Here is a 13,333-nt window from a genome sequence, read left to right as displayed (position 1 = left end):
TCCAGAGTCGCGCCTACGGCTCTGGATTGCTTCGTCGCTGCGCTCCTCGCAACAATGACGGCTCTTGATTATTCCGCCGCCGCTTTGAGGCGTTCGCGCGCCGTCGCCCGCAGATCGTCGATGAGCGTGAGCGCGCCGTTTTCTTCATAATGCCAGAAGGTCCAGCCGTTGCAGGCCGGCAGGCCCTGCGCCAGCGCCCCGGTCTTGTGAATCGAGCCGACAAAGCCGGAGAGCGACAGGGCCCCGTCGGCGCGCACCACCGCGCGATAGCGCCGCTTGGCGTCGACGAGCGTCGCGCCTGGCGCGACGAGGCCGGCTTCGACAAGGCTCGCGAAGGCGATGCGCGGCTCGGCGCGTTTCGACGGCGCAGTCGCCACCGCCTCATGCGGCAAGGGTTCGACCGCGGCAATCCGCGCCTGGGCCGCCGCTCGATAGTCGTCGTCGCGCTCGATGCCGAGCCAGTCGCGGCCCAAGCGTTTGGCGACTGCGCCGGTCGTTCCGGAGCCAAAGAAAGGATCGAACACCAGATCGCCGGGTTTCGACGCGGCGAGGATGACTCGCGCGAGCAGCGCTTCGGGCTTTTGCGTCGGATGAGTCTTGCGGCCGGCGTCATTCTTGAGACGCTCGGTCCCGCCGCAGATCGGTAGGAGCCAGTCGGAGCGCATCTGGCAATCTTCATTCGCCGCCTTCAGCGCCTCGTAATTGAAGGTGTAGTTTTTTGCGCGTTGATCTCGCGCCGCCCAGATCATCGTCTCATGGGCGTTGGTGAAGCGCCGGCCGCGAAAGTTCGGCATCGGATTGTTCTTGCGCCACACGATGTCGTTGAGGATCCAGAACCCGAGATCCTGCATGATCGCGCCGACGCGGAAAATATTGTGATAGGAGCCGATGACGAAAATCGTCGCTGAGGGCTTCATCAGCCGGCGCGCTTCCTTGAGCCAGTCGCGCGTGAAGGCGTCATAGGCGGCGAAACTGGCGAATTTGTCCCAGTCGTTATCGACCGCGTCGACGAGACTCTGGTCCGGGCGAAGCAGAGAATTGGCGAGCTGAAGATTGTAAGGCGGATCGGCGAAGACGAGGTCGACGCTTTCGTCGGCCATGCGCTCCATCAGCGTCGCGCAGTCGCCGCTGAGAATTTCATTGCGCGCCGTCGCGCGGAGCGGCCTTTCGCTTGTGCGCCCGATACGCGTGACCTGAATTCGGGCTTTGAGACGAGCCGCTCCGACGCGCGCGCTACGCATGAACTCCACACCATCAACGCAACTGACAGGCGCGATAGTGAAGGAGGGAGGTAAAAGCCGCGTTTAAAGCGAAGAACGGCCTACGTCTCTTTTTCGTACGGAAGTCTTAAAGAAGTAAAAAGGTTAGCAAAATCTTGCCCGCGTCTTCACGCCTCGCGCACCGGCGCGAAACTGACCCGATGCGCCGGGCTCGCGCCGTAGCGCGCCAGCGCGTCGAGGTGGTGCTGCACGGCGTAGCCGGCATTGGTCTCGAAGCCATAATGGGGATAATGGGCGGCGAGGCGGCGCATCATCGCATCGCGCGCGACCTTGGCGACGATCGAGGCGGCGGCGATGGAAATCGCCGTGGCGTCGCCCTTGACGATCATCTGGCAGGGGCAGTCGACCGGCGGCCGGTCATTGCCATCGACGAGGAGATAGGCCGGCCGATGCGTGAGGCCGGCGACGGCGCGGGCCATGGCGGCGAGAGAGGCTCGGCGAATATTGATTCGGTCGATTTCGGCGGCGGTGACGAAGGCGACGCTGACCGCGAGCGCGCTGGCCATGATCCGCTCGAAGGCTTCTTCGCGCTGCGCCGGGTTCAGCGCCTTGGAATCATCGAGGCCGCGCGGCCGTCGGTCGGGATCGAGAATCACCGCCGCCGCCGCGACCGGCCCGGCGAGCGGCCCGCGCCCGACCTCGTCGACGCCGGCGATCGGCCAGACGCCCTTGCGCCGAAACTGGCCCTCCAGCCGAAAACTGACCCCGCTGGCTGTCACGAAAGGCTCCCTCGGCGGATCACGGCGCAACAAAGGACGTCGAGCCCAGTGACCGCGCGGCGAATAAAGCGCGGAGGGTGGGCCGCTGACAAGCTGTACGAGACGCGCAATCGGCGGAATCGGGTGAAGGGCTTCCTCGCCCTTCGAGACGCGTGCTGCGCACGCTCCTCAGGATGAGGAAACCCTTCACCCGATCGCCTTGGGCGCGCCATGCGACCGGAAAATCGGCTCAGAAAAGGCTGAGCTGTCGTGGCGCGCGGCGCGGCGGCTCAAACAAATCGGTCCGCAATTTTGTTTTCTGCCCGAAGCCGAGCCGATCGGCGGCGACCTCAAAACGTCGGCCGATCATCCAGGCGTATGGCCCCTCGCCCTTCATGCGGGTTCCGAAGGATGATTCATAAAGCTTGCCGTCGCGCGTCGAACGCATCAGCGCCAGCGCGCGCCGCGCCCGGTCGGGAAAATTGGCGACCAGCCATTCGGTGAAGAGATCGCGCAATTCGAGCGGCAGGCGCAGCAGCACATAGCCGGCCTCGCGCGCGCCGGCGGCATGCGCCCGCGTCAATATCCTCTCGATCTCGTCGTCATTGATCGAGGGAATAATCGGCGCCGTCATCACCGCGGTCGGCACGCCGGCGGCGGCAAGCTTCTCGATGGTCTCGAGCCGCAGTTCCGGCGTCGCCGCGCGCGGCTCCATGAGACGCGCCAATTTCCGGTCAAGCGTCGTCACCGAGATCGCCACCTTCGCCAGGCCCTTGGCGGCCATCGGCGCGAGGAGATCGAGGTCGCGCAACACCAGCGCCGACTTCGTCACGACGCCGACCGGATGATTGGCGCGCGCCAGAACTTCGAGGATCGAGCGCATGATTCGATGGGTCTTTTCCGCCGGCTGATAGGGGTCGGTGTTGGTGCCGATGGCGATCATCTTCGGGACGTAGCCAGGCGCCGACAATTCGCGTTCGAGAAGCTGCGCCGCGCCTTCCTTGACGAAAATCTCGGTCTCGAAATCGAGGCCAGGCGAAAAACCCATATAGGCGTGCGTCGGCCGCGCGAAACAATAGACGCAGCCGTGCTCGCAGCCGCGATAGGGATTGATCGAGCGGTCGAAGGAAATGTCGGGCGACTCATTCCTGGTGATGATCGTGCGCGGCTTCTCGACGTGAAAATTGGTCTTGAGCGCTTCGAGGCTCTCCAGCGAGCCCCAACCGTCGTCGGCCTCCTCGCGTACCTCCTTCTCGAACCGGCCGCTGCGCTTCGACAGCGCCCCGCGCCCGCGCCGGCGTTCGGCGTCGATGAACGCGCCGACGCTCGTCTGGCCGAACTGGCTGATCTGGCGCCCGAGCGCCGCCGATGAAACATCAGCTACGCGATCCATTGCAGACTCCGACTTTTTGAGAAGGAACTAGAGAGGACCGCGCCGAGATGCGAAACTTCGACGCGGCCTCCCGACTACAACGCAACGCCACTCATCCGGCGCAACGCCGGACACATCGGGGACTCGCCGCTTGCTTCCGGCTCGAGCAGCCGAGGGTGAACAGAAGGCGAATAGAGAACATATATAGAACATACGCGCCGCGCGCAAGACCGCAAAAGTGCGATTTCAATTTGAATTCTGGCGATCGCCGCGGCGGCAGCGCGCCATTGCCCGAGAACGGGTCATCGACCAAGGAGCATCGCGGCGCGCGCCGCGATCAGCCGCCAGAAGAGTCGCACGGGATATCCCCGGTAGCTCGGCGCGCCGCTCGGCAATTTTATATCCGACTTTCGGTGTTGTGTTTTGGTCCTCATTTCAATCGGCGGCACATCGCCCTCATATCGGGACCGATAGGTGGAAACCCAAAATCCTGGCTCGAACTTCAAAAACATGCCCGAGCAACAGCAAGACGCGACGACCCGACGCGTTCGTGACTTCGGGCTGAGCCTGTAATCCGCCAAGAGGTCCGCGCCCGACAAGACGCGAAATCGATCGTCCCGATAGGTGAGATATGGCGTGCCGCCATCCGGGTCGAGAATTGGCGCAGCGTTTGGCGCCGCTTCGATTCGGCGACCGCCTTCCTGGCAATCCTTGCAATAGCAAACGGCGCTCAAGATCGGCTCGCCAATGGCTTCGCATTGAACGCGCCCGCAAGCGCATGACGATCGTCTTACGTTGAGCCGCATGTGCAAGTCCAAATCGTCGCAAGCCAGACATAAAATGCAGCAACGCAATCATAGATCAAAAATCAAAATCGAATACCGCCGATGAAACGCGCCGCTCACGCGAGCGGCGCGTATTGATGGCGGCTCTGGCGCACTCACCGCACCAGAATATTCCTGAACTGCCAGGGATCGCTTTCGTCGATGTCTTCCGGGAACAATCCCGGACGGCCGTCGAGCGGCGTCCAATCGGTGTAATAGCCCTTCACCGGGCCGAGATAGGGCAGTTGCACTTCAAGGCAGCGCTTGTAGTCGACTTCGTCGGCCTCGACGATGCCGGCTTGCGGATTCTCCAGCGCCCAGACCATCCCGGCGAGCGCCGCCGAACTCACCTGCAGGCCGGTGGCGTTCTGATAGGGCGCGAGGTCGCGCGTCTCCTCGATCGAAAGCTGCGAGCCATACCAATAAGCGTTCTTGGCGTGGCCGTAGAGCAGCACGCCGAGCTCGTCGATGCCGTCGACGATTTCATGCTCGTCGAGAATCTGCCAGCTCTCCTGCATCTTGCCGGCGGCGCCGAACATTTCGTGTAGCGACAGAACGGCGTCGTCCGCCGGATGATAGGCATAGTGACAGGTCGGACGATAGACCGCCTGCCCCGAACCATCGCGCACCGTCAGATAGTCGGCGATCGAAATCGACTCATTGTGAGTGACGAGAAAGCCATATTGCGCGCCGGGCGTCGGGCACCAGGAGCGCACGCGGGTATTGGCGCCGGGCGACAGCAGATAGATCGCCGCGCCGCAGCCGGTTGCGTGCGTGCGCCCGATGTCGGGCAACGCCTTTTCATGCGTGCCCCAACCAAGTTCGGCGGGCTGCATGCCCTCGGAGACGAAGCCTTCGACCGACCATGTGTTGACGAAGACGTTGCGCGGCTTCGGCTGGCGCGCGCGCTGGGTGTCGCGCTCGGCGATGTGAACGCCCTTGACGCCGAGCTTTTGGGCGAGCGCGCCCCAATCGGCGCGCGTTTCCGGCTCCTTGTCGAGCACGCCCACATCGCGCGCGACATTCACCAGCGCCTGTTTGACGAACCAGGACACCATGCCGGGATTGGCGCCGACGCAGGAAACCGCGGTCGATCCGCCGGGATTCTTGCGACGTTCCTCCAGCACCGTCTCGCGCAGAGCGTAATTGGTGCGCGCCTCATTGCTCATGTTTTTGTCGAAATAGAAGCCCGGCCACGGCTCCACCACCGTGTCGACGCATAGCGCGTTCAATTCGCGCGCGAGCTTGATGATCGCAAGCGACGACACGTCGACCGACAGATTGACGATAAAGCCCTGGCCCCCGCCTTTCGTCAGCAGCGGCGTCAGGATGTCGCGGTAGTTCTCGGGCGTGAGGCGCGCTTTCAAAAAGGCGATGCCGCGTTCGTCGAGCAGCCGGCGATGCGTGTCGACGGGGTCGATGACGGTGAAACGCGACTTGTCGAAATCGAAATGGCGCTCGATCAGCGGCAAAATGCCTCGGCCAATGGAGCCGAAGCCTATCAGCACGATCGGACCGGTGATTTTGCCGTAGTTTGGCCAAGTCGACATGAGGCGTTGCTCCCGAGAAGAATATTGCGTCGCGATAAAGCAAGCGCAGACGTATTAATCAAGAGCTTGAGCGAGAGGTGGCGGCGCGCGTAAGGTGGCGCCGCGCGCGTCGCCCCTATGTAATTGAGATAATTCTGCAGTAGAGCGTCTGAATGGAGCGTTTGACGGAACCAGCGATGACGGCCGAACGCGACGGCGCGCAGCAGGAGTCGAACGTCGCCGATGCTTTGACGGCGATCAAAGCGAAGCCGATCGAACTTTCGCAGGACGATACGCTCGAAGGCGCCGCAGCGGCCATTTTCTCCGGCGCTCTTGAGCATTTTCTGGCCAATGTTCCGATTCTTCAATCATTGAGCGCGCCGGAAAGCGTGCATCAGATGCGCGTCGCCCTGCGCCGCCTGCGCGCGGCGATCGGCTTGTTGCGGCCGGCTGTCACCGGGCCTGCGCTCGAAACTGCGGCCAAACGCGCCAAGGCGCTTGCCGCCGTTCTCGGCGCGGCGCGCGACTGGGACGTTTTCGGTCTCGCATTGAGCGGCGGCCCGCGCGAGGCGATCGGCGACGATCCGAGTTTTCACGCGCTGACCGACGCGCTCGAAACGCTTCGTGAACAAGCCTATCGCGCCGCGCATGAAGCGGTCTCGTCCGACGAAACGGCGCGGTTCGTCGATGATTTGCGCCTGGCGATCGCGCGCCGCGATTGGGAGGCGGCGCCTGAGATGCGCGCGCCGGGATCGGCGAGCGATTTCGCCGTGCATGCGCTGACCGACCTGCGCAAGCGGCTCTTAAAGAAGAGCAAGGGCTTGGCGACGCTTTCGGCCGATGAGCGTCATCGAGTCCGCATCGCGCTCAAAAAGGCGCGCTATGGCGCGGAATTTTTCGAAAGCCTGTTCGACGATCGCAAAGATTCGCGCGCCTATTTGCACGCGCTTGGCGAGATGCAGGATCAATTGGGGCTCTTCAACGACATGGAGGTCGCGAATGGCCTGCTCGACCAGATCGATGCGCAAACGCCGGAAGCCGCTCGCGCCTCAAACTTCATTCGCGGCTGGTTCGCCCACGCTGCGCGCCAAGGCGTCGCCCATGCCGAATCGAGCGAGAAGCGCCTAAAGAAGCTCGCGCCTTTCTGGACGTAAGCCATCAACATCAGCAATCAACGCAACCGCCCGTCGATATCTTGATCGCGCGCGAGGCTTGGCGCGGCCACGTTCCCTGTCCCCCCGCGCGAAGCGGGGCGTTGGGAGGGAGCGCTTCCCAGTCGCGAAGGCGCCGCGCCTCTCAGACCGCCGCCTTCTCGATGATGTGAGCGAGGTCGGTCATGATCGCGTTGAGGTCGTAATTCTTCGGCGTATAGACCGCCGCGACGCCGGCGTCGCGCAACAGCTTCTCGTCCGCCGGCGGAATGATGCCGCCGACGACGAGCGGCGCCTCGACGCCTTCCTGCTTCATCAGCTTGATGACCTCATGCGCCAGCGTCACATGCGAGCCTGAGAGAATGGAGAGGCCGATGCAATGCGCGCCTTCCTTCTTTGCGGTCTCGACGAGTTCGGCCGGCGTCGAGCGGATGCCGGCGTAGATCACGTCGAAGCCGGCGTCGCGGGCGCGCACCGCGATCTGCTCGGCGCCGTTCGAATGGCCGTCGAGGCCCGGCTTGCCGACCAGAAACTTCGCCCGCTTGCCGAGCTTTTGCGAGACGCGCGCGACTTCCTCGCGCACCGCGTCGAGCGCGCCGCCGACCTGGCGCGCCGTCGACGACACGCCGGTCGGGGCGCGGTATTCGCCGAAGACGCCGCGCAGAACATTGCCCCATTCGCCGGTGGTGACGCCCGCCTTGGCGGCGGCGATCGACGGCTCGACCATGTTGCGGCCTTCCTTCGCCGCGCGCGCCAGCTCTTCGATCGCTTGCTTCGCCGCCTTCTGATCGCGCGCTTCGCGCCAGGCCTTCAGCCGCGAAATCTGTTCGGCTTCGACATGTTCGGGCACGACCATGATCTGGTCGTCGCCCGAGGCGAGCGGCGACGGCTCGCCGCCGGTGAATTTATTCACGCCGACGACAATCTGCTCGCCCGCTTCGATCGACTCGAGACGCGCGGTATTCGCTTCGACGAGCTTGCCCTTCATATAGCCGATCTCGACCGCCGCGGCGGCGCCGCCGAGCTCCTCGATCTTCTTGAGTTCGGCTTTCGCCTCTTCCTTCAGCTCGGCGACCTTGCGGGCGATCTCGGGATTGCCGTCGAATATGTCGCCATATTCGAGGAGGTCCGTCTCATAGGCCATGATCTGCTGCATGCGCAGCGACCATTGCTGATCGAAGGGCCGCGGCAGGCCGAGCGCTTCGTTCCAGGCCGGAAGCTGCACAGCGCGCGCGCGGGCGTTCTTTGAGAGAACGACGGCGAGCATCTCGATCAGGATGCGATAGACATTGTTCTCCGGCTGCTGCTCGGTCAGTCCCAGCGAATTGACCTGCACGCCGTAACGGAAGCGGCGGAGCTTTTCGTCCTTCACGCCATAGCGCTCGCGCGTGATCTCTTCCCACAGCTCAACGAAAGCGCGCATTTTACAGAGTTCGGTGACGAAGCGCATGCCGGCGTTGACGAAGAAGGAGATGCGTCCCACCACCTGAGCGAAATCCTCATCCGAGATTTCGCCGGACTTCTTGACGTTGTCGAGAATGGCGACAGCGGTGGCGAGCGCATAGGCGAGCTCCTGCGACGGCGTCGCGCCCGCCTCCTGCAGATGATAAGAGCAGACGTTGATCGGATTGAACTTGGGGCATTCTTTGGTGGTGAAGAGAATGAGGTCCTGAGTCAGCCGCAACGATTGCGCCGGCGGAAACACATAAGAGCCGCGCGACAGATATTCCTTGATGATGTCGTTTTGCGTCGTCCCTTGCAGCTTGGCGCGCGGCGCGCCCTGTTCCTCGGCGGCGGCGATATAAAGCGCCATCAGCCACACCGCAGTGGCGTTGATGGTCATCGAGGTGTTCATCTCGCCAAGCGGAATGCCCTCGAAGAGCGTGCGCATGTCGCCGAGATGCGAGACCGGCACGCCGACCTTGCCGACTTCGCCGCGCGAAAGCGGATGATCGCTGTCGTAGCCGGTCTGGGTCGGCAGATCGAAGGCGATCGAGAGACCGGTCTGGCCCTTGGCGAGATTGGAGCGATAAAGCTTGTTGGATTCGCTCGCCGTCGAATGGCCGGCGTAAGTGCGAAACATCCAGGGCTTGTCGCGGCCAGCATTCCGGCTCTTCTCGGCGGACATGTCGTTCACTTTAATGGCTCCTCCGCCTGTTGCGATAGCACATGACCCTGTTTTGACAAGATGAGGCGGCGGCTCAAATCGGCTTCATCGCGACCCCGACCGAAGGCGCAGCCTCGGCAAGTCGCCGGTCCAGCGTGCAGAGTGACGCGCCATATTCTGCGCAGACCGCAAGATGCAGCGTGTCGCCTGCCCGCAGCCCCAGCGCGTGCTGGCCCGCGAAGCGCGCCGCCGTACGAAAATGATTGGCGTCGATCGGCAACGTGACGAAGCAATCGGCGGCGAGCTGGGTGAAGCCGGACAGCGCCTCGGCGCGCTGCGCAAGGTCGATCTGACGACTGCGCAACTTAATCGACAGGGCGGAAGAGAATTCCGTGACCACCCAATCGCTGATCGCCAGTTCTTCTTGCCGATCGCCAAGCCAGGCCTGAACGCGATCGGTCTCCGCCTCCCTCGTCAGCGCCGCGACGAGGATCGATGTGTCCAGATAGAGCGTCAATAACGCTCCGCGTTGCGCAAGCGGCGCATGAATTCGCCGGCGGTCTCCCCCTGGCCCGGCATGTCCTTAGTGATCGCACGCAGCATGGCGACGTCAACGGGCTTCTTGGGCTCCGCCAGCGGTGCAATCTTGGCGACCGGCCTGCCCCGACGCGTGACGCAGACCGTTTCGCCCTTCGCCGCGCGCTCGACGAGTTCGCTCAAATGCGCCTTGGCTTCAGCAACGGTGACGGCGCTCATTTTTCCCTCATGACCAACTGGATGACCATTAGCGCAAAATGCGAGGCGACGCCAGCGGCGTCGGCATATTCGGCGATCAGAATTCCTGCTCAAAGCTCCAACAAATCTTCCTCCGAGACTATTCCGCTCTCCATGCGCGACGACGAGAAGGCTCATTGCCGCCGTCAAGTTAGGGACTTTTCGCCCCTCCCCGCCCCGTCTATAAGCTGCCGCCAGTGCCGGCCCGTCTCAGGGCGACAAGTCGAGGACCCCAAAGTTGACCGATAAGAAAGACCTCTATGAGATGGGCGAAATTCCGCCGCTCGGGCATGTGCCGAAGAACATGTACGCCTGGGCGATCCGCAAGGAGCGGCATGGGCCGCCGGAAACCGCCATGCAGCTCGAGGTCTTGCCGACCTGGGAGCTCGACAGCCATGACGTGCTGGTTCTCGTGATGGCGGCCGGGGTCAATTACAATGGCGTCTGGGCCTCGCTGGGCGAGCCCATCTCGGTGCTCGACGCGCACAAAAACCCCTATCACATCGCCGGCTCCGACGCGTCCGGCATCGTCTGGGCGGTCGGCTCCAAGGTGAAGCGCTGGAAAGTCGGCGACGAAGTCGTCGTCCACTGCAACCAGGATGACGGGGACGACGAGGAATGCAACGGCGGCGATCCGATGTTCTCGCCCTCGCAGCGCATCTGGGGCTATGAGACGCCGGACGGCTCCTTCGCCCAATTCTGCCGCGTCCAGGACCGCCAGCTGATGGAGCGCCCCAAGCACCTGACCTGGGAAGAGGCGGCCTGCTACACCCTAACGCTCGCCACCGCCTATCGCATGCTGTTCGGCCATTCGCCGCATCAGCTGAAGCCCGGTGATAATGTGCTGGTGTGGGGCGCCTCGGGCGGCCTCGGCGTTTTCGCGGTGCAGCTCTGCGCCGCCTCGGGCGCCAACGCCATCGGCGTCATTTCGGATGAGAGCAAGCGCGACTATGTGCTCTCGCTTGGCGCCAAGGGCGTCATCAACCGCAAGGATTTCAAGTGCTGGGGGCAGTTGCCGAAGGTCAACACGCCCGAATATGTCGAATGGACCAAGAACGCCCGCGCTTTCGGCAAGGCGATCTGGGACATTACCGGCAAGAAGGACGTCGACATCGTCTTCGAACATCCCGGCGAAGCGACCTTCCCCGTCTCCTGCCTCGTCGTGAAGCGCGGCGGCATGGTGGTGTTCTGCGCCGGCACGACCGGCTTCAACCTCACCTTCGACGCGCGCTATGTGTGGATGCGCCAGAAGCGCATCCAGGGCTCGCATTTCGCCCACTTAAAGCAGGCGTCCGCCGCCAACCGCTTCGTCGTGGACCGGCGCGTGGACCCCTGCATGTCGGAAGTGTTCGCCTGGGAGAAAATCCCGGTGGCGCACACCAAGATGTGGAAGAACGAACATGCGCCCGGCAATATGGCGGTGCTGGTGATGTCGCCCAAACCCGGCCTGCGCGCGGTCGAGGACGTGATGGAGGCCCATGCGGCGCGAAAGTAGAACGGCGCGCGGGCGGGCCTACTCCACTTCGATGACCGCCATCAGCCCGCCGCCGCCCTTGGTCTCCGTGTTGTCATTGCTGGTGTGATGGGGAATGTGGCAATGGATGAGCCACTTTCCCCTCTCCCGCGCCCGCCAGATCACGTCATAGCGCTGGCCCGGACCGACATTGACCGTGTCGGCGAGAAAGCGCGCGCCCTTGCTGAGCGTTTCGCCGTCGCGGGCGACGACTTCGAACGGTCCGCCGTGAATATGCATCGGATGGATGAAGCCGTTGTTGGTGCCGATGAAGCGCACTTTCAGCGTCTCGCCAAGCTTCATGCGCACCGTCTCGGTTGACGGATAGGACTTGCCGTTGATGGTGAAATAATTCGGCTGCATGCCGTCCATCGGCATCGCCGGAAAGGTCAGGCCGTCGCGCCAGAGCCACTCCTGCAACTGGATGACATAGTCGTGATCGGCGCGGATTTCCGCCGCGGCGTCGGCGGGATCGATGATCAGCGCGCCATAGAGGCCGAGCGCCTGACTTCGGTCCGGCTCGGCATGGGGATGGTAGAAATAGGTTCCGTGCTGCCGAACCGTGAATTCATAGTCGAAAAATCCGGAGGGCGGGATCGGCGCTTGGGTGATCTCGCTCGGCCCGTCCATGGCGTTGGGAAGAATGAGCCCATGCCAGTGAACGGTCGTCGCTTCGGGCAGTTTGTTGCGCACCCGGATGCGCACCCGGTCTCCTTCGCGAAGATGGATGCGCGGCCCCGGTATCTGATTGTTGTAAGCATAGGCGTCGACGGCGACGTCGGGCAGGATGCGCCAGCGGATCACCGAGGCGGTGAGTTCGAAGACCTTGACGCCCGCGTCCATTTTGAAGGGCAACTCCTGATCGCCGCGGGTTTGAATCGGAAACTGCGCGCCGACGAGCCGCGAATCCGCGAAACTCATCTCGCGCATCGCCGCGGCGCTTGTGTCGCGAAACATGGTCATTCCTGGCGGCATGATGAGCCCGCCAACGTCATCCGCCGAAAGCCGCATATTCAGCCAATTGGCGGGCGCGATCATGCCGGTGGCGAGAAGGACGAGAGAGGTCAGGCTGAATGCGGCGATCTGAGCCGAAGTCGCCTCGGGCCTCATATGCATAGCCATCGGCGCCGCGCCGGGCGCCGGATGCTGGCCGTGCTCGGGAGGCGCGGCGGCGCCCTCGTCCATAGGGGAATGCGCGCCGTGATCGTGATGCTGATGCGCCGCCGATTCCTCTGCGACATTTTCGGGCGCTGCGCCTTCATGGCCAACATCACGCGCGCGCTCGGTCATGAGCCCGTGCTTGATGCCCTGCGCGACCATCCAGACGTTTGAGGGATAGGCGGTGATGAAGCCGGCCATCACGCCGACCGACATCACGCCCCAGAACAGCAGCTCGGTTGGAGCCATGGCGCGCATGTCATGGCCCATCATCAGGAAGCTCATGACCGGCGCCATGCCGGCCATCATGAAATTCATGCTGATGAATTCTGGAAAGAAGCTGCGCCGCACATTTTCGAAATAGGAGCCGCCCATCATCTCCTTCATGAACAGCGACTGGAAAATGAACAGGCCGAAGGCGAAGCCGGCGAGATATTCGACGATGAGATCGAGCCACATCGGCAAGCCGAGCGAAGCGACGACGACGGCGGCGAGAATGATGCCGGTCGCGTCGCCGGCGACGCAATGGATGGTGGAGCCGACCCCCTGTTTCCACAGCGGACGCACGAATTGCTCATGCGAGCCGGGTCGAGGCTCCTTGTCGGTCAGGACATAGATGAGAAGGCCGAAGGGCCCGGTATAGAGCGTGACGAGGACGAAACCCCATTTCATCACCGGCGGTTCGGGATTCCTGGCGCCGTCGACCGCAACGTAAAGCGTGCAGACGGCGGTCAGCGCAAACCAGGCCCCGAGATAATAGTCGACCGGCAGAAGGAAGAGCGAATGCATGTCGGCCTTCCTCAAGGCTTATAGAATGCGCCGCGCCTCTGCGTCCATTCTTTGTAGATTTGATCCCGACGCAAGACGATAAGCGCGACGGCGATAGCCCGTGATGCCGAACGGCGCTTGCTCCAATAGGGAAATCCG

Annotated in this window: 10 protein-coding genes; 2 read left to right on the top strand and 8 right to left on the bottom strand. The window is 63.2% G+C overall.

Annotated features, from left to right (window positions below; genetic code table 11):
* Positions 1-68: 68 nt before the first annotated feature.
* From AB7I51_RS08135 to AB7I51_RS08120, 4 genes are all read right to left on the bottom strand, one after another.
* The gene (locus AB7I51_RS08135; RefSeq protein ID WP_428403822.1) at positions 69-1,241 is read right to left on the bottom strand and encodes a site-specific DNA-methyltransferase; all 1,173 of its coding nucleotides are present in this window, start codon (positions 1,239-1,241) and stop codon (positions 69-71) included.
* Positions 1,242-1,387: 146 nt separating this feature from the next.
* Complete coding sequence (locus AB7I51_RS08130) at positions 1,388-1,999, bottom strand: ribonuclease HII (RefSeq protein WP_428403821.1); 612 nt, start codon at positions 1,997-1,999, stop codon at positions 1,388-1,390.
* Between the two features lie 229 nt (positions 2,000-2,228).
* A complete protein-coding gene (locus tag AB7I51_RS08125; RefSeq protein WP_428403820.1) occupies positions 2,229-3,371 on the bottom strand; it encodes a PA0069 family radical SAM protein in 1,143 nt (380 codons plus the stop codon).
* Between the two features lie 919 nt (positions 3,372-4,290).
* Entirely contained in the window at positions 4,291-5,724 is a 1,434-nt protein-coding gene (locus AB7I51_RS08120) for a homospermidine synthase (protein WP_428403819.1), read from the bottom strand.
* A gap of 176 nt (positions 5,725-5,900) precedes the next feature.
* Between AB7I51_RS08120 and AB7I51_RS08115 the strand changes: the two genes are divergently transcribed.
* Entirely contained in the window at positions 5,901-6,857 is a 957-nt protein-coding gene (locus tag AB7I51_RS08115) for a CHAD domain-containing protein (RefSeq protein ID WP_428403818.1), read from the top strand.
* A gap of 142 nt (positions 6,858-6,999) precedes the next feature.
* Here AB7I51_RS08115 and AB7I51_RS08110 read toward each other — a convergent pair whose 3' ends face one another.
* From AB7I51_RS08110 to AB7I51_RS08100, 3 genes are all read right to left on the bottom strand, one after another.
* Complete coding sequence (locus AB7I51_RS08110; RefSeq protein ID WP_428403845.1) at positions 7,000-8,982, bottom strand: protein meaA; 1,983 nt, start codon at positions 8,980-8,982, stop codon at positions 7,000-7,002.
* 73 nt (positions 8,983-9,055) lie between these two features.
* Positions 9,056-9,478: a type II toxin-antitoxin system VapC family toxin gene (locus AB7I51_RS08105; RefSeq protein WP_428403817.1), complete on the bottom strand. Its 423-nt coding sequence runs from the start codon at positions 9,476-9,478 to the stop codon at positions 9,056-9,058.
* Entirely contained in the window at positions 9,475-9,717 is a 243-nt protein-coding gene (locus tag AB7I51_RS08100; protein ID WP_409980441.1) for a type II toxin-antitoxin system Phd/YefM family antitoxin, read from the bottom strand. The genes AB7I51_RS08105 and AB7I51_RS08100 overlap by 4 nt, the downstream gene beginning before the upstream one ends.
* 256 nt (positions 9,718-9,973) lie before the next feature.
* Between AB7I51_RS08100 and ccrA the strand changes: the two genes are divergently transcribed.
* The gene (gene ccrA / locus AB7I51_RS08095; RefSeq protein WP_428403816.1) at positions 9,974-11,230 is read left to right on the top strand and encodes a crotonyl-CoA carboxylase/reductase; all 1,257 of its coding nucleotides are present in this window, start codon (positions 9,974-9,976) and stop codon (positions 11,228-11,230) included.
* Between the two features lie 18 nt (positions 11,231-11,248).
* Here the strand turns inward: ccrA and AB7I51_RS08090 are convergent, their stop codons facing one another.
* Positions 11,249-13,195 carry a DUF4396 domain-containing protein gene (locus AB7I51_RS08090; RefSeq protein WP_428403815.1) on the bottom strand — a complete coding sequence of 649 codons (1,947 nt, stop codon included), beginning with the start codon at positions 13,193-13,195 and terminating at the stop codon, positions 11,249-11,251.
* Positions 13,196-13,333: the final 138 nt, after the last annotated feature.

It is taken from the genome of Methylocystis sp., assembly GCF_050246715.1.
In the GTDB taxonomy this organism is placed as follows: domain Bacteria; phylum Pseudomonadota; class Alphaproteobacteria; order Rhizobiales; family Beijerinckiaceae; genus Methylocystis.
This window is presented reverse-complemented; position numbering and strand designations above follow the sequence as displayed.